At 39.9% G+C, this 18,447-nt stretch carries 10 protein-coding genes; 3 read left to right on the forward strand and 7 right to left on the reverse strand.

Going from position 1 to position 18,447, the window contains the following annotated elements; all coding sequences use genetic code 11:
- Positions 1-200: 200 nt before the first annotated feature.
- Together ACOJQI_RS20310 and galU are read right to left on the reverse strand one after the other, a co-directional pair.
- A complete protein-coding gene (locus ACOJQI_RS20310; RefSeq protein WP_421381512.1) occupies positions 201-1,502 on the reverse strand; it encodes a UDP-glucose dehydrogenase family protein in 1,302 nt (433 codons plus the stop codon).
- Between the two features lie 16 nt (positions 1,503-1,518).
- On the reverse strand, positions 1,519-2,388 hold the full coding sequence (gene galU / locus ACOJQI_RS20315; RefSeq protein ID WP_421381514.1) for a UTP--glucose-1-phosphate uridylyltransferase GalU: 870 nt from the start codon (positions 2,386-2,388) through the stop codon (positions 1,519-1,521).
- A 279-nt stretch (positions 2,389-2,667) separates the two neighbouring features.
- On the opposite strand from galU, the gene ACOJQI_RS20320 reads away from it, so the two are divergent.
- From ACOJQI_RS20320 to ACOJQI_RS20330, 3 genes are all read left to right on the forward strand, one after another.
- Positions 2,668-3,222 (forward strand): BsuPI-related putative proteinase inhibitor, encoded by a 555-nt coding sequence (locus tag ACOJQI_RS20320; protein WP_421381516.1) that lies wholly within the window; start codon positions 2,668-2,670, stop codon positions 3,220-3,222.
- 132 nt (positions 3,223-3,354) lie between these two features.
- Positions 3,355-5,403 (forward strand): cell wall-binding repeat-containing protein, encoded by a 2,049-nt coding sequence (locus tag ACOJQI_RS20325; protein WP_421381518.1) that lies wholly within the window; start codon positions 3,355-3,357, stop codon positions 5,401-5,403.
- A 195-nt stretch (positions 5,404-5,598) separates the two neighbouring features.
- The gene (locus ACOJQI_RS20330; protein WP_421381520.1) at positions 5,599-6,756 is read left to right on the forward strand and encodes a heparan-alpha-glucosaminide N-acetyltransferase domain-containing protein; all 1,158 of its coding nucleotides are present in this window, start codon (positions 5,599-5,601) and stop codon (positions 6,754-6,756) included.
- 97 nt (positions 6,757-6,853) lie between these two features.
- On the opposite strand, the gene ACOJQI_RS20335 is transcribed toward ACOJQI_RS20330, so the two are convergent.
- From ACOJQI_RS20335 to ACOJQI_RS20355, 5 genes are all read right to left on the reverse strand, one after another.
- Positions 6,854-8,290: a lipopolysaccharide biosynthesis protein gene (locus ACOJQI_RS20335; protein WP_421381521.1), complete on the reverse strand. Its 1,437-nt coding sequence runs from the start codon at positions 8,288-8,290 to the stop codon at positions 6,854-6,856.
- Between the two features lie 165 nt (positions 8,291-8,455).
- Complete coding sequence (locus ACOJQI_RS20340) at positions 8,456-10,696, reverse strand: SpoIID/LytB domain-containing protein (protein WP_421381523.1); 2,241 nt, start codon at positions 10,694-10,696, stop codon at positions 8,456-8,458.
- A 102-nt stretch (positions 10,697-10,798) separates the two neighbouring features.
- The gene (locus ACOJQI_RS20345; protein WP_421381525.1) at positions 10,799-11,551 is read right to left on the reverse strand and encodes a hypothetical protein; all 753 of its coding nucleotides are present in this window, start codon (positions 11,549-11,551) and stop codon (positions 10,799-10,801) included.
- A 58-nt stretch (positions 11,552-11,609) separates the two neighbouring features.
- Positions 11,610-13,709 (reverse strand): cell wall-binding repeat-containing protein, encoded by a 2,100-nt coding sequence (locus ACOJQI_RS20350; RefSeq protein ID WP_421381527.1) that lies wholly within the window; start codon positions 13,707-13,709, stop codon positions 11,610-11,612.
- Positions 13,710-13,932: 223 nt separating this feature from the next.
- The gene (locus ACOJQI_RS20355; protein WP_421385525.1) at positions 13,933-18,186 is read right to left on the reverse strand and encodes a cell wall-binding repeat-containing protein; all 4,254 of its coding nucleotides are present in this window, start codon (positions 18,184-18,186) and stop codon (positions 13,933-13,935) included.
- Positions 18,187-18,447 lie beyond the last annotated feature (261 nt).

An 18,447-nucleotide genomic window follows, 5' to 3' on the forward strand; every position in this document is an offset into this window, starting at 1 on the left:
AAACAATGAAAGAACAGTTTATTTTTGCCGGGTGATCCTTTTTAGTATTGGATTTAATACAAGCTTGGATACTCCCTGAAGAAATCAATTGAACATAAAAACTCAGGATGGAATCATTATTTTGATTCCATCCTAAGTTTCCGTTATTATGACTATTCAATTTTACGACATTTTTCTCCAAAAATAAACAGGGTTATTATTTATATCAGTGAAGGACGGCCAATTGAATGGTATTCCAAATTATATTTAGCTACTTCATCCAGCGAGAAGCAGTTTCTTCCATCAAATAAAACTGGATTAGAAGGCAGGTTTGCAATCATTTCCAAATCAATATTTTTAATATCATCCCACTCTGTCAGAATCATGATGATATCTGCGTCCTCGATAGCCTCGTTGACTGAAGATACAATTTCGACTTCCTGCGGCAGGACTTTTGCCGCTGTTTCTCTTGCAATTGGGTCATAGCCTTTTACAGAAGCCCCTTGTTTTACAAGTTCCTCTGAGATGACGATCGAAGCAGCTTCCCTCATATCATCTGTATTCGGCTTGAAAGCCAGTCCCAGCAGCCCTACTTTCTTACCTGACAAACTGCCAAAACGGGCTATAGCTTTGTCTATCAATACTCTTTGCTGTTTATTATTCACTTCGATTACAGACTTGAGCAATTGGAAGTCGTGTTCCACTTCCCCGGAAATTTGGACAAGTGCTTTGGTATCTTTAGGGAAACAAGAACCGCCATACCCAATGCCTGCCTGCAGGAACTTCGCTCCAATGCGGGCATCCAAGCCCATTCCTTTGGCGACATCAATGACATTCGCACCCAGTTTTTCACAGATATTAGCGATTTCATTGATAAAACTGATTTTTGTTGCAAGGAAAGCATTGGAAGCATACTTGATCATTTCAGCTGTTTCAATATCTGTCACCATAATTTCCGTATTGAACGGCTTATGCAGCTCAGTTAAGATGTCTCCAGCTTTTTCCGATTCAACACCAATGATCGCTCTTTCCATATTCATCGTGTCATGAATAGCAGAACCTTCACGGAGAAATTCGGGATTAGAGGCCACGTCAAAGTTCTCGTGCCCGCAATGCTCTGAAATAATGGATTTCACATATCGGTTGGTCCCTACTGGAACTGTACTCTTTGTGACTATGACTTTATAGTCATCAAGGTTTTCCCCGATGGACTTCGCTACAGCTTCAACAAACCTTAAGTCAGCTTCCCCTGTTTCCTTTTCAGGAGTACCTACAGCAATGAGAACAACATCTGCATCCTTCATAGCCTGAGAAAGATCAGTGGTAAAAAATAATCTGCCTTCTTCGGTATTTTTGACAACAAGCTCCTTCAAACCGGGTTCATAAATAGGAACGATGCCTTTTTTCAAATTGTTAATCTTTGTCTCATCCAAATCTACACAGGTCACTTTATTGCCGATATCACTAAAGCACACTCCTGATACCAGACCTACATAGCCTGTTCCGATAACACTAACATTCATGTATATTACTCCTTCATCAGTCGTTAATGATTTCTTTCAGCCATTTTGTCAATGGTTCTCTTAAGTCATCCCTCATTAAAGCAAATTCAAGGGTAGCTTGAACAAATCCATATTTATTCCCTATATCATATCTTCTGCCATTAAAAAGATAGCCATACATATCTTGTTGGTGATTCAACTCTTTCAGAGCATCTGTCAGCTGAATTTCATTCCCGCTGCCCGGTTCAACATTTTCAAGGATATCCAATATTTCCGGTGTCAGCACATACCGGCCCATGATGGCCAGGCGGGATGGTGCCTCTTCCAAAGGAGGCTTTTCGACAAGATCCTTTATTTTAACAAGATCCCCGTCGACTGTTCCTATCGGAGAAATGACGCCATACTTAGAAACGTCCTCATCAGGGACTTCCTGCACTCCGATAATTGAACTTTGCTTTTCCTCAAATCTCTCAATCAGCTGCTTGAGGCATGGTTTTTCAGAAACGACAATATCATCACCAAGCATGACGGCAAATGGGTCATTACCTATAAATTTCCGAGCACACCAAATGGCATGCCCCAGCCCTTTAGGCTCTTTCTGGCGGATATAATGTATATCAGCCATATCAGAGATCCTCTTGATTTGTTCAAGTTCTTCATATTTGCCTTTTGACTCCAGCATATCTTCAAGCAATAGAGCTTTATCGAAATGGTCTTCTATCGCACGCTTCCCTCTTCCTGTGACAATCAGGATGTCTTCAATTCCGGAAGAGACCGCTTCCTCAATTATGTATTGAATAGTAGGTGTATCAACAATAGGTAGCATTTCCTTCGGTTGTGCCTTGGTAGCAGGTAAAAACCTTGTTCCTAAGCCGGCTGCAGGAATTATCGCCTTTTTCACTTTCATAATTAACACCTCATCTTAATATGTATTTCCAAGAATATCAAAAGCAATTGTTATTATAGCATAATTAGTGTCAAAAACTCATTTTGTTACTTAATTGTAGAACAAGCTTTAAATTATTCATACTTATTTATAAGCAGGGTACATACTATGATATGTACCCCGCTCCCCTAACGCAAAACTTGTCTGTTAAAAGATATTTATTTATCATAGAAGGAACTACCTTCTATGTTTTTCCAACGTGAGATCACTAATAAATGATTCTAATTAGGAGGATAATCCATGGCCAGATGGCTTATTACATTCATTGCTTTAGCTTCCCTAATATCTTGGGTAGTTATAACCTTGCAAAATGATCAAACGATTGAGGATAACGAAACTTCTAAAGAAGTTTCAAGCAATATTACAAATAATAGTGAGAACGAAACGAACGGTGACACAGGAAAAGATCAAGAGGCGGGAGAGGAAAACATGCGGCAAGGTGTGTATTCTACATTAAACAAGGCTGAAGGCAGTGAAGGACTGAATGAGTTTGTATATACAGTGCATAACAATACTGATAAAGATCTCATTCTAAAGTTTCGAACAAGTCAAAGATACGACTACATCCTTAAGAAAAACGGAAAAGTGGTCGAGCAATACAGCAAAGATAAAGCTTTCATGCAGGTGATGTCAGAACAAGTAGTCTCTCCTGGAGAAACTTATTCAACAGATCTATCTTTCCCTGCTTTAACTCCTGGTTCCTATTCACTGGAAGTTTGGCTTACAACAGAAACGAAAGGTGACTTTGTAAAAACGATTGATTTTGAAGTAGATACAGATTCATTATCATTTTGATAAAGGACGCTACGGCGGCCTTTTTTTATTTCCTTTTAACAGAATAAAATTGGTAATAATACACATTTAGTATTTTTGAAAATTAAGATAAAATAGCATAATAGATACAATTAATAAAAGAGGTGCTGCAAATTGTTTACTAGAAAAGTCTTCTCCATTCTCTTGTTGGTACTGGTCTCTCTCGCTTATCCCTTTACGATTTCAAAAGCAGAAGATCAAGTCAAATTAATTGTAAAATATAAGAATGATGGAGAAGTCAGTGCATTATCAGTGGACAATGAAGATGATTCCATTGATGTTCTATCGGTTCCAAGTTCCAAAGCAGAAGAAGTGATTTATAACTTACAAAAGCAACCAAACGTTGAGTATGTAGAAAGAGATCGATTGGTACACGTACTAGAGAATACCACCAGTGAAGCCTATCAAGAAAGCCAGCAACAAATAGCGGCAGCAATACATAATGATGAAGCGATGAAAAGGTTCTCGCCTAAGTCTTCAATTACTGTTGCGGTTGTCGACTCTGGTGTTGATTTAGATCATCCCGATTTAGAACCGTATTTAATAGAAGGGAAAAATTTCATTGATGAATCACAGCCCCCTTCCGATTTGAATGGCCACGGCACACATGTGGCAGGATTAATAAATTCTTTCTCCGGCAATAGCAAGACTGAGACTGTTCATAAAGTTAACTTGATGCCAATAAAAGTATTTGATGACAACACTGGGTATATGTCCACGATCATTAAAGGAATATATTATGCGGTAGATCATGGTGCAGATGTAATAAACTTAAGCCTGGGAAGCTACTATACAATGAGGTCATTGCAGGAGGCAATCGATTACGCTGTAAGCAATGATGTCCTGCTTGTGAGTGCTGCCGGCAATGATTATGATGATACTGTAATGTTTCCTGCAGCATATGAAGATGTGCTCGGTGTTGCTAGTATAGACACCAAGACATTTGAAAAGGCCCCCTTCTCAAATTACGGATTTCAGGTGAGTGTTGCGGCACCCGGTACTAATATTTACAGTACGTGGATTGATGGTTATAAAGCCATGGAAGGAACAAGCATGTCTACCGCCATAGCCAGCTCTTTGGGAGTTATGCTGCGGCAGCAAGCCCCATACTTAACCGGTCTTCAAGTAAAGCGTATTATTGAACAGTCTGCTGTTCCGTTACAAAGCGAATATGATTTGGGACATGGCACCATCAATGCTTTAAATGCTTTAGATACCATAGAGAATAATAACAGGTTATCTGGGATAACCTCTGTCGAAACGTCAGTAGAAATCTCGAAGAATAACTGGGATGAACTAAGTGAAAGAAGTATTACGTGGAAGAATAATAGGATTTCAGGAAGATTCATCATTCTCGCCAGTGGAGATAAATTCCCTGACAGCCTGGCAGCCTCACCCTTGTCATCCTACCTTGACAGTCCGATTCTGCTTGTAAAAAAACACACTCTATCCGAAAGAGTTAAAGAAGAAATTTCCAGACTGAATGCCGATAGTGTAATAATTATAGGTGGCGAAAGTGCAATTTCAGGCGAAGTGGATTCAGAGTTGAAAGAAATCAACTTAAAAACAATTCGAGTCAGTGGCATTAACCGCTATGAAACAGCAGTGGAAGTCAACAAGTTGATTCCCTATTCCACTGATAAAGTCTTTGTGGCATCAGGGGAAAATTACCCGGATGCTCTATCAGTAGCAGCCTATAGCGGCAGTTACCAATACCCTGTCCTCTTCGTCAAAAAAAATGAAGTATCGGACAAAGTAGCTCACTATATCAAGGATCATCAAGTTTCAAAGGTTTATTTAATTGGCGGGCAGAATGTTTTGTCGGATAGTATCACCACTGATATTCCCAATTCAGAGAGAGTAGCCGGAGCAGATCGATATGAAACCAATTATCTGGTGCATAGTAAGTTTGATAAGAGTAACACCGCAAGAGACCTTATCTTTGCAACCGGCGAAAACTTTCCTGATGCCCTCACAGCGAGCGGCATGGCGTCTAAAACCGGAAGCCCTATCATACTTGTAAAAGAAAACAAATTACCTGTAATTAAGAAAGCAATAGAATCCTATCCAGAAAGGCAAGGCTACCACATCCTTGGCGGACCCCAAGCCATCTCATTAGAAATGGCTTGGAACCTGGATAAACTAGTCTACAACGCCAACTAACATCCTAAAAAGAGGGACAGTCCCCTGTTACTTTAAAGTAACAGGGGACTGTCCCTCAATGCGTTAATGCGGTGAAGCGGCAATTCATTCCCCTTCATAATCTAACATCATTTTACAAATTTATATATTTTTCACATTTCAAATTCCAACTATATTACAATAAATAGAGAGTTACATAGACAGGAGGAAGATGGATTGCTTGCTGAACGACAAGAAACAGAAGTACCGCTTATTACAGAAACACCCAAACCAAAAAGCAGGATACAATCAGTTGATTTAACAAGAGGAATAGTGGTTTTGCTTTCAGTATTTTTGGGGAACCTTCCTTCTGGAAGCTACGAGTTCCTCCACCACGCTGAATGGTACGGCCTTACAATTACGGATTTGGTTTTCCCTGCATTTATGACCCTTTTTGGAGCAGGGATGGCGATTGCCTATTTTAAAAAAGTTAAATGGAGAAAATTATTAAAAAGAACAGTCGGCTTTATCATTCTGGGACTTATATTTAATATCATCGTCGGATGGAATCTGGACTTTTCCACACTGCGTTTCACTGGAGTATTGCAGGTGTTTGCGGTGACCGGCATCCTGCTGGTGCTTTTGACAAGAATCATCCGGTCTTGGTGGGGAGCTGCAATCCTTGCATTGATTATTGTCTCTTCTCACACTGGACTGCTGCTAAGTTACAGCCAGGAATGTACCCAGGGACTTCCGCAAGCGGACTGCAACATTGGAATAACAGCAGATAAGATGCTTATAAGCGAGAACCACCTTTATTGGCAAGGAGAGCGGGGATATGATCCAGAAGGTGTCCTGACAATTCCTGGCGCATTGGGGAATGTCCTGCTTGGGTACGCAGCAGGAATACTCATCATGCTCTACAGAGGGGACAGGGTCTCACTAAAATTAGGCGGCTTGGCAGTTACAATAGGATTCTCCGGATTCATTTCATATCAGTTCCTTCCTATTAATAAGAGACTTTGGACCGGAAGTTTCACCTTAACTTCCGCAGCCATCACAATTGGATTTCTTGCGCTTATGTATCTGTTCTTTGATGACTCCAAAAAACCAGTTAACACAAATGGTATCAGAAAGCCTACATGGTTAATAGAAGCTTTTGGCCGTAATAGCTTATTGATTTATTTCGGGAAATTCATCTTAACCGCTATACTGGTGAATATATCTATCAGCAGTGTTCCGGCACAAGAGAACACCACTCTATACAACGCCCTGTTACAGTGGATAGAATCTTGGAGTTCTTACCCTGCTCTTACTTTTGCCGGGTTGATACTACTCTTTTGGACTCTTGTGGCAGCTATCCTCCATAAGCTCCACTGGTATGTCCGTTTGTAAGGCAGACACTACTGCAATTAAAAGAAAATACACTTAAAAATATTCCACCTATTAAAAAAAGAAAGTCCCGTCAACCGGGACTTTCTCTTTTTATGATTCAATTAGCACCGCTCTTCTTAAACGCTTTCTTTTTCACAATATCTCTTACGCCCTCGATATTCAGAACAACAGCCATCAATAGATAAACCAAACCTCCGAGCAGGACTTGAACGATTGCCATCCAGATCCCTATAGCATCTTTAATCGGCCACAGCGCCAACGCCATTACTACAACCGCCACAACGATTTTCAAGAAGTTCACTAATGGAAATGGAACTTCCATTCTCAACTTGACTAATATCCAGCTCAAAATGACAGCGAGCAGATAGGCAATGATGGTTGAAACAGCAGCGCCTTCTATTCCCATCCTCGGAATTAAGAGGAAGTTCAATCCTACATTGACTACAGCGGAAATAGCGACTGGAATCATTTGAATTGATGTTTTTTGACTCAAATGGAACATGATATCAATTGAATATAACTTAAACCCTTTAAGGACAGCCCCAACTGCTATATATGGAATTAAAATCAATGCTGCTTCCCGGTATGCTTCACCCAGAACAATATTAACAATATTCGGGGAGAGTAAAACAAATCCAGTGGCAGCAGGCAGTGCGATCATCAATAATAATGAGGTATTTTTTTTCACTTGTTCATAAGCCGCTTGAAGACCTTTAGTCTCATTGGTTTTGATGACGATCGGAAAGGCAGCCAGGTTAATGACCATCATTAGAGTGAAAATCGTTTGTTCAGACAAGTCATATGAAACAGAGTAAACTCCAGTGGCATCTTTCCCCAGCAGATACGATATGATAAGCCTGTCAGAGTTATGGATAATGATGCTCAGCATCAATGTGACTGTAAGAGGCATGCCATACTTAAAGAAGGTTTGGACATACTTCTTATTAAACGCGCTTGGTTTAAGATACGGTTTCCAATATTTCAATGTAGGATAGATCAGGGTCAGCCAGAATCCAATCATAATCCCGAATAATAATCCCTTCGCTCCAAACCCTAGATAGATGAGCAGAGAACCGAACAAGAGGCCGCCAGTAGCACGACTGAATGCAAGATAGCCATACTTTCTTGGTGACAGCTGAGCGCGAACCAAGGACAAGTTCAGACCTTGCCAGGATTGTGTCCATGACAGGATAACAGCAATGAATATATAGATGGCTGCCAATTCTTCACTATCATAAAATAAAGAAACAACTATGCCGCCTGTCAATGTCAGCAGGGCAAGAGAAACAAAGGTAACTTTTATCGTTTCAAGAAAGTTAGGTTCTTGTTCAAACTTAGGATAGAAACGTAATAAGCTGATCTTCAGCCAATCGAAAACAACTGCATTGATAATGGCCGCAATGGCAAAAACGACAGCATAGGTACCGTATTCTTCGGGAGCAAGCATCCGTGAAAATATGGCAATGCTCAGGAAGCTGACAATCGCCGGTACACCATGGGATAAAAGATACGAAAAAGCATGTTTTGAAATCATGGGTTCATTCCTCTTCTTTTACTAAATAAAGTGTTTTTGTTAAATTCATAGCTAATTTTACACTGTCTCTAATTGTAATAGAATCCAATCAGTACGTAAAGCTTCGACCATACAAAAAGAGACCCACTTCAATCCAATTTTTGGTTTGAAGAGGATCTCTTCTTTTTAATGAAGAACTTCTGAGATTATTTGATTTCTGGTGTCTACTGAAATCGCACTGCTTCCACCTAGGAAGTGAATAGCAGGGATATAGGTGTAAGTTGAATTGAGATACTGTTCGACACTTTCAGGAAGCTTATCTCTTCCTACCAGGATGATCGGTGCTTGCATTGTTGCAGCAAGGACTGACCCAGGCAGGGCATCAATAAACTCTTCTCCTCTTGCGAAAAATAGCTTCTTAGGATCCAAATCGAAAGCTTTTACAATCTCAACACTAGTTTCATATCGATTTGCTCCTGCAATTCGATCAACATTTCCAGCTCCGACAATAGCCTGAATGTCATCTTCAACCCCTAGACTTACTGCAGAATCTCCGCCGATTATTGTCACTTTTTGTACGTTTTCGTTCTTAATGAAGTCGGCAATCGAACTCTCTAATTTACTTTGAGAAGTATAAAGGATCGGCATTTGTTTTGTACCGGCATATGATGCGATCGAAAGAGCATCCGGTGAATCAGATTGATTTGATGTGATGATAATATGGCTGGCATTATCAACTTGCTGGGCAACCTTCACTGATGTTTCATGTCGGTTTGAACCGCTGATACGGATAACATTTGACGTATACTCATCCTTCAATTGTTTCTCAACCTCAGCTGATACAGCAGAAACTCCCCCCAAGATATAAATGGTTCCTGGTCTATACTTGTCCAGAGATTGCTCTACCTCAGCTGGAAGCTCATTTGTCTTAGTAAGAAGCAGCGGTGCGTTGACTTTCTTGGCCAATACACTTCCGCTTAATGCATCCACTGAGTTATCTCCCCGGCCTAAGACAACCGCATCTGTGTCTGTCCAACCAAAATCTGCTATTGCAGCACTTGTTTCATATCGGTTTAATCCCTGTATATTTTGGATAGAGTTATATATATAGTTTTCATTCGTAGTAGTAGGATAATAGAAATCAAGTATTTCCTGGTAACCCTTTCCTGCTTTAGCCATTTCAAAGGCACCATATTGACTCATCCCGATTCCATGGCCAAAACCTCTTCCCTTGATAAGGTATTGTCCATTATCGAGGGAAACTTGGTCTACAATGTGACTTTTAAATTTCAACGTACCGAACATATAACGTAATGTGGCAATACCTATGTCCTCTTTACCTATGGTGACTAATTCGATTTCCCCGTTTTTACTGCGGAAGCTCCCGTCCTCATTTTTTACAAAGAATTTCAAACGGTAGCCACCCGAAATCCTTCTGTCCCCTGAAGTTTTTTCCGGGTTTACTGTAACCTTATCGATACTTACAAGCTTAATATCTTTATTACTGTATCCGTTGGATTTAATCCAGGTCTTTACATTATTTGCAACTGTAGTATCGAACTCACTAACTGAATTCCACCAGCTTCCTGGTTTTGTAAGGTCTAATGAAGAAATGTTTATTTGCTGCTGGGAAAACTTCAAGTCCCAGCTATTAACAGGATCATAAGGGTCCTTCTGTGCCGGTAGATAAGACAGCGCAACTCCGCCCCACAGATTAGCATTATTTTCAGTGGATCCGCCGTTACTAGAACTGTAAAAAGCGGTGATCAGCTTCCCGTTGGATTTCAAAAAATGCCCTTTAGACTCATTCACTGCCTGAGTTGAATTCGCCAGTTTGGCATCCCACCAAGAATACCCGTCATATCGTTGGTAGTTCACGGTATCATCAATTGTCATATCTATCTTGCTCATAGCATAAGTCCGTGCTGCAACCGCCTGGGCTTTTAATGCCTCAACATCCCATGAAGGAGGCATTTCACCAGGAACCACTCCTTTTAGGTAATCTTCCATCGGCAATTTATTGACTGGTCTCACATATTTCGAGCTTTCAGGTTTGAAGTTCATATCTCCGAGATAAGCACGGCCGTTGATTCTGATATAATTATCCAAGCCATACTTTACCGGTATAGTATGTATGCTGGAGGTGGCAATTAACTTTTTGCTTCCGCGATATAGAACAATGCTTCCAGAAGCACTATCATAACTTACTGTATACTCATAGCCTTCTTCCAGCATGACATTCGGATTTTCCAGTATCTTGTATTTACCCCGCACGGTGACATTCACACTCGTTGGATTCCCTGTATAATACTTAAGCGCCACTGAAACTTCGTTGTCGATAGAATCAGCCTTCGCAATGCCATTTGTAAAAAAAGGCGTGACGGCCAGCAAAAAGGCTAATAACATCGTAACTACTTTCTTCTTCAATTTTCTCCCCCCAGAATAATGTTTTTAATAGACTTGGATCCTATCTCTTTACTTATAGTTTCGGTAAGAATGATAGTTTTTTTAGTGGTTAGCAATTACTTTTTATCTTTTTTCAGACTTTGCCAGAACCGCTTCACCAGAATATCCTTGTTCACCCGTTAATTCAAAGACCTCTTTAACTAGTCCATACTCTGGTGCATAATATCTAGTGAAAATAGTTTCCGCCCCTTCAACTTCATTGGTCGTTTTCTGAACGACCTTAACATTGGTAAACTCACCAAGTTCAGTGGTTACAGTAGCACTATCTTCTATTAGCTTCCAAACTTCTTCATTAGAACCTATGATTTGTTCTTCCTCATTGGATCCAAAATTCTCTACTATTGGAGCGAAAGGATCTTCAGATTCTGTATCTTGATAGACCAGCACCAGCTCGTCTGCCGTCCATTCATAGACAGACACTGTTCGATTTCCATTTAAGTCACGTACTACTTGTATAAATTGGTCATTTTCAGCCACTGCTGTTTCAGAAAATATTTCTGCAGTGCCGTCTGTAAATATATTTTTCATGCCAACTTCCGGTCTATATTTTTTCAATCCTGCATTTGGATCTGACTTTTTCTTATCCTCAGTTTCAGATGCCGCCTGACCATCTTCTTTTGCTTCGTCTTCTTCATCCTTTTCGGAAACTGTATCTTCTTGTGATGACTGCTGAGTATTTTCCTCTTGGGTTTTTGTTTCGTTTTCATCATTGGACGTCTCTTCTGTTGACGGTTCATTGCTTACCTGATCGGAATTCCCATTTGAACATCCAGCCAGAATCACACCAACAATCGCTAAAAATAACCACTTTTTCATTGTATAGTTCCTCCTAAAAGAAGAGACTCGAAAGGATATCCGAGTCTCTTCCAACTGGTTAATGCAAAATTTCTCTTATTTTATCGATATTATAATCCTCTACAACTCCACCAATGACTTTGATCTGGCTCACTGAAGTTTCTTCTGCGTATTTCATCAGCAGAGATTCTGTACCGCTGTCAATGTTTTTCCCTACTAGGAGTAATGGAGAATTTTGTCCAAAGGCTAAAGGTGCTGCTGCAAGTGCATCCGGGAAGTTGTTTCCGGTCGATACCAAAACTTCAGAAGAATTCATGATGTAGTGGTTATACCATAGCAATCTGGATAGTGTCTCATACCGATCCTGACCGCCGATGCGCTCCACGTTTGAATTTACCTTCTTGATAGAGTTTTCAACATTGCTGGAAACAGCTGCTGCTCCACCTAAGATGGAGACTGGTTTATTTTTCAATAAAGCAAGAGACTCATTTTCAATTGAATCTGATTCTGTCAGAACGATAGACCAATTTTTCGCAGCAGCAACAGGTGCTGCTCCTAGGGCGTCAGCATAGTTGCGTCCAGCTGCTACAAACGCTCCTTCTACAGAGTTTAGTTTTCCTAAAATTAAACGATTGGTTTCAAATCGGTTGCTTCCGCTAATTCTGGTTGTTTTAATACCTTGAGAAGAAATCCTTGATTGGACCTGGGGTGATACTGCAAGTTCCCCTCCAATAATGACAACTTCTTTAGTACCTAATCTCTTCATTTCAGTTAAAACTGTATCCGGTAATTTAGTTGGCTTCGTCAGAAGAATAGGAGCCTGTCCATATTCATCAGCAAGCGGGGATGATGACAAAGCATCAGCAAAGTCCTCGCCTGTAGTCAGAATGACTGTTTTCATTGGTTTATCTGCAGAGAACCCTTTTGGGTACATTTCTTGTGAAAGCTTAACTGCCGTTTCATAACGGTTGCTTCCTGATAGTGTTTTTAATTTTGCATTTGCTGAAACAGATACACCAGGATCATTTGACCAAACAACCTTTTGAGTAGTAATATTCAAGATTTTTGAATTTGTCCTGTTTTTCGCGGTTGCTTCCGCTTGCTTATAATCGTAGTAGGTTCCTATTGTAGATCCATTGGAGATGACCCGGTAATTCTGAGTGAGGTAATCAGACCATACAGTATAATTTGTCCCCTTCTCTACAACTCTGGTGCTCCCCACACTTTTTCCTTTGTTTATTGCGTCTTCTTTGGTTATATAATCACTGATTCTCGTACCGTATTTATGATGAACCTCGTACTGATAATTTTCATAGATAACCGATTGCTTGTCTTTATCGATAACTTTTCTATAATAGCGAGTTTCATTATTTGCTTGTTTGATAGCTTCTTCTTTTGTTGCATAAACACCTAGTCTATTATTTTTACTATCATAAACCTCGAAGACTTTAAAATAATTGATAACTGCATTCGAAATGGCCTCTGCTGCTTTTTGTTGGTTGGCAGGAGACTTAATATTGGCTTCCTCTTCCCTATTCGTCATAAAACCAAGCTCCACCAGAATAGAAGGCATTTGTGCATTTCGAATTACATAAAAAGCTTCGTCACTATGTACACCGCGATCAATATATCCTAAATTGCTTACCAATCTAGGGTGAACATCTTCTGCCAAACGTCTACTTTCAGGAAGATACTCGATTTGAAGCGGATCGTGCGGCCACCTGGAGTCATAATACTTTAGGCCGTCATAATAGTAGGTTTCCAAGCCTTTAACGTATGGAGTATAAGGAGATGCGTTATGGTGGATTGAAATAAATATACTATTATCATTATTTCCTTTCACTAGTTCATTCGCTAATTTGGTACGAACATCCAGATCCCCGCCATCGCCGGAAGTATATTCAGAAAAGTGCTTATCAGTATCCCGCGTCATGAGCACCCTGATATCCGTATTTCGCAATAAATCCCTGACCTTCAAAGCAACATCCAAGTTAGCCTGTTCTTCACAATATCCTGTATTATTTCCTGAATAACCACAAGTCCCCGAATACTTTCCTCCATGGCCTGGATCCAGGACCACTGTTTTAGGGTTTGCTGCTGCATTGCTAACTTGTGGAAATGGGGCCATCAACAATAAAACAGAAATGAATAGAACAACAACTTGATAGACTTTCCTCATTCATAACTTCCTCTCTTGTCATATTTTTCAACTTTTTACATTATACCATTATTATCGGACAGGAAATTCGAGAATTTTAGACATTATCAGCATGTTAAACTAGTAATTATTGGTAGTAAGTAATATATCTAATAAATTTTGAAACATTTTAGCGTTGGAATATAGAATACAAACAAAAAAAGAAACCATCTGCGAAGCAGATGGTTTCTTTAAAAATGATGAATTATTTTGTTACCTTAGTACGAAGAGCATCTCTTACAGATTGGCTCACAGCGTTTTGGCCACCCAGAACGTTTACGTCAGTAACTTTATTCTCATAAACAAATCTTGTTAAGAATGCATCAACTTCTCTTGGTAATTGGTTAGGATCTACCAATAGAAGCATTCCGCCTTCCTTGTTCACAAGTGGAGTAGAAGATAATGCATCCGGGAAGTCTTTACCGCTTGCTACAAATAGGGTATCCGTACCTGAACCAAGTTCATTAAGGATTGCTTGAAGTGTACCATAACGGTTTACACCAGCAAGACGCTTAACAGAGAATGCCTTATTTGCAACAGTTTTTACAGTAGATTCAACTTCTTTAGAAACTACAGTTGTACCACCAACAAGATAAACCTTCTTCTGTTTTGCAAGAATTGCTTTTGCTTCATCGGATAGAGATTTACCATCAGTCAAGATGATCGGCATATCTTTTGCACCAGCAACAGATGCTGCACTTAATGCATCAGCAAAGTTTTCGCCAGTTGCAACGAATACTCCATTAGGGAATACTCCATCAGACTTCATTGTTCCTTTAGCAACTAACTTAGCTTGTAATTCGTTAATTACTTTCAAGTTAGTACCGTATCGGTTTGGCTTATTGTCATCAGACAAACGAGTAACTTTTGCAGAGTTGATGCTGATGCTGTTAAGCTGCGTGAATACTTCAGGGGATACAACACTTTCTCCACCTAAAATATAAGCATTTGTAGCACCAAGTCTCTTAATCTCTTTCAATACCTCAGCAGATAATTTTCCATCTTTGCCAACTGGTAAGATTGGAGCATTATAAGCAGAAGCTAATGGACCTGCAGATAGTGAATCAGGGAAATTGTAACCAGTTGAGATTAACACTGTATCAGCAGAGTCAAATTGTTGTGAAATTGCTAGAGCTGTACCAATACGGTTTTCTCCCGCAATTTCAGTAATGATTTCTCCATTAACTCGGATAGGAGCAATAGATAGAACTTCGTTTGTATTAGCATCAAGTAAGTAAACAGCACCTAATGCATTAATTTGCTCTTCTGGAGTTGTAATCTCAACGTTAGTTGTTAGAGACTCTCCAACTTTTAGAGTTTTTGCTGCATTTGTCACTTCTACCTTTCCTAGACCTGCTTCACCTGGATCTAGAACAGATTCATTGGTTACTGATAGATCAACAGTTGTAGTTGGTCCTACAGTGCTGTAACCTTCAACTTCAATAGTATATTTACCATTTGGAAGTTTTGATACGTTAAATGATTCTTTTGCATCGGCATCCGCATCCATGGCTACAACTTTCCCGTTTGCATCTTTGAGGTATAGATCAATGTCATCACCAGAATTGGTTGGATTCGTTGTTTTCACTGAAAGCGAAACATTGTTTTTGATATCAATTGTCTTTTTAAATGTCTGGCCAGTAGCAACCGTTACCTTTTCAGATACTGGTTTACTGCTGCTGAATCCAGCTGTAACCACTTTTACCGCTCTAGGATTAGATAGGTAGTTTGAGAATGTTACAGATTCAGTAGTTTTTGTTTCAGGAGCTACTTTACCTAGGTTGATACTTCCAGGTTCAGCCACTACACCTTGTGCAAGAGCTTCCAATTGGAACTTGTTAACTTCTTTCCCTTCAGTTGGCGCAGCAGTTCCATATACATGAACTTCCCACGTACCAGCTTTAGGTGATTTTGCTACAAAGTCTTCAACTCCAAGACCAGCATATCCTGCATAGCCGACAAACTCATTTACTTCTACACCATCAGGATCGAATACAATCATACGCACGCGACCTTGATATTCGTCATCTTTACTGATTGCGTTTAGTGAGAAGCGAACTTCACTCATACCAGGTTCTACATTAAATGTATAACCTTTAGTCTTGGAAGATTGCACTTCATCGCTAATACGAGAACGGAAGTGATTACCTTGGTTCAAATCTGTACCAGTGATGATCGTTTGGGCAGATCTGGCTTCAACGTATGGAGTAGATGCATCATCAAACAATAGTGTTCCAGCGTTTGTGCCATCTTGTAATTTAGACTTATCATAGCTTACAGTGATATACTTGCTTTCGCCTGCAGCCAATTTAATAGTAGAGACAGATGGAGTGAACCAATCGTGAGAAGCAGAAACATTCAGGTTCTTAGCTTCATCAGTATTGTTCTCAACTAGAACTTCAACTGTTTCAGGAATATCTTTGTTTCTTACATATAGACCAGGACCGGCAGAGATTTTCTCTCCATGGTATACTGTTACGTCCACTTCTTTGATTTCCTTGATGAAATGTTCGCGAAGGTATTCATACGCTGCATCTACATCGATAATACCGGCACCTTCTTGCGCACGGTTATAGCCATCCATATGATTAGCAGTTTGGATTAATGCTTCACGGGCAATTTCATAATCAAAAGGAATACGGTCTTTTAATGCTGCTGACTTAAGCAAAGCTACAGCTCCTGCAACATATGGAGAAGACATACTTGTACCTTGCATTACTACATATGGACCAGCTTGAACTGGATGTGCTGCATATGCAGAACCAGGTCCAACTATATCAGGTTTTTGGTTACCTACTTCATTTGGTCCTACAGAAGAGAAGTACCATAAGCCATTTCCTTCATTAGGAACTTTGACTCCGTTTTTCACTTCCTTCACTCCGTAAGGGAAGTAATTATATTCTTTCGCCCACATTTGAGCATTGATTTGCGCACCAACAGAGATGATAGGAGCAACATCACCAGGTGAACCTACAGTGTCAACACCAGGTCCTGCATTACCAGCTGAAGTTACGAAGATTATATCCGTATCTTCACTTAGTAGAGACATTAGTTCTCCATAAGATCCTCCGCCATCATTCAGGTCAGGAGAAGATCCCAAACTTAAGTTGGCGACATCTACATCAAATCCGCCTTTAGATTCTGGAAGAGCGGCATCAACCATTGCTCTTTGGATGCTGAAAGTAGAAGCTCCGCCTTCTTCTTTAAATACACGCATACCGACAAGTTCTGCACCTGGGGCAACCCCTTCACCGGCAACTGCACCAAAAGTATTTGCTCTTAATGGTCCATTTGCTGCTGCGATACCAGATACGTGCGATCCGTGTCCATTAAAGTCAGTGAATAGGTTGACTCTCTTATAGGCACCTGCACCAAGGAAATCAAGGTCCATATCCGCGATGCGGAAGTTAGCACCCACAGGGCCGTTTTTCACGTCAATATCAAACGTTCCTGCTTCACCATTTGCATAAGCTGTTTCATCTGTAAAGTCATTATCTTTATCAGTATCGATGTAAACTTTATTTCCAGCAAGCAATACAGAGAAATTGTCATTGTAAACTTTGTTCTTGTCTTTATCTAAAGTGTATTTTCCATCACCATTCAAGTCCTGATACTTATTTTGGAAGTGTGATTTGCTTACATAAAGCTTATCATCCGATGCATCGATACCAGCAGTATTATATGTAACTCCGCCTACTGTTACTGAAGCTCCCTCAGGCTTGGCATCAGCAGTAAAGAATAGGACATCACCTTCTGCAAGAATATTGACAGGGTTAAGGTCCGGATCAATGTACTGCTTATATCTTTCTTCAATAGGATATGTTCCGCCGTATTGAGTATAGTCCCTTACAGCGACGATTTTTGAGCTGCCGTACTTACGGGTCTGGTCAAAATTAGCCGGTTTGTTTGTGAAAGATTCGTGACCTGGATCGGGACCCGAATCGATGATACCGATTCTAACACCAGAACCATTGTACTTTTTATGGAAATCAAGTACCCCAGTCGCACCATGCGTTTCATGCTGCTCCGGCGTAACAACCGCACTTTCATTCACATTATTTTGACCTTCAACCTTTAATTCCGGGTCATTAACTGTATCAATAGTTGTTTCAGCATTTTTACCCACTGTACGGACTGCATCCAACTTGACTACATCCATGATTTTACGAGTAGGGACATCAGCTAAATATACATAGTTCTTATGGTTTTGTTTTACCTTTACTCCTAATTTCGTCAATTGACTTGTAACATCAACTTTACCATTACCAACGATAACTAGTTCTTGAGTCGATGCTTTACTTGCAGCAAGCGCCACGACCTCTTCATGGTTCGAGACTTTGAACTTTTTAGTTTCTTGAAGCGCTGCATCAGCTTTTTCAGGATTGAATGCTGCGACGCCAGCGAAAGAAGAAGCTACCAACGATGCTGTAGTAACAAGAGATAATACTTTCTTCTTCATTACCAACCGGTTTACCCCCTTGAGTTTTTAATAAATTGTTACCTAAATTTCCCTATTCAAAGAATTTAGAAAATTTAAAGCACATTCATATTTTAATAGTTTTAATTTCCTTCGTCAACCTATTGACCCATATTTTCTCATTTTTTTTACTCTTCTAAAAAATGAATAGTAAATTCATCTTAGAATATGACACGTTTCAACAAACAATTTTATATTCACAAGTTTTTCATAATCCCCCCTCTTAGATAAAAATGGACATTT

Origin of the sequence: Bacillus salacetis (assembly GCF_049177075.1) — a bacterium.
Classification (GTDB): Bacteria; Bacillota; Bacilli; order Bacillales; family Bacillaceae_B; genus Rossellomorea; species Rossellomorea salacetis_A.

Bases quoted from the DNA above. Each gene is read 5' to 3' on its own strand.
- ACOJQI_RS20345 (WP_421381525.1), bottom strand. From the start codon at position 11,551: ATGAAAAAGTGGTTATTTTTAGCGATTGTTGGTGTGATTCTGGCTGGA.
- ACOJQI_RS20350 (WP_421381527.1), bottom strand. From the start codon at position 13,709: ATGAGGAAAGTCTATCAAGTTGTTGTTCTATTCATTTCTGTTTTATTG.
- ACOJQI_RS20320 (WP_421381516.1), top strand. From the start codon at position 2,668: ATGGCCAGATGGCTTATTACATTCATTGCTTTAGCTTCCCTAATATCT.
- galU (WP_421381514.1), bottom strand. From the start codon at position 2,388: ATGAAAGTGAAAAAGGCGATAATTCCTGCAGCCGGCTTAGGAACAAGG.
- ACOJQI_RS20335 (WP_421381521.1), bottom strand. From the start codon at position 8,290: ATGATTTCAAAACATGCTTTTTCGTATCTTTTATCCCATGGTGTACCG.
- ACOJQI_RS20310 (WP_421381512.1), bottom strand. From the start codon at position 1,502: ATGAATGTTAGTGTTATCGGAACAGGCTATGTAGGTCTGGTATCAGGA.
- ACOJQI_RS20355 (WP_421385525.1), bottom strand. From the start codon at position 18,186: ATGAAGAAGAAAGTATTATCTCTTGTTACTACAGCATCGTTGGTAGCT.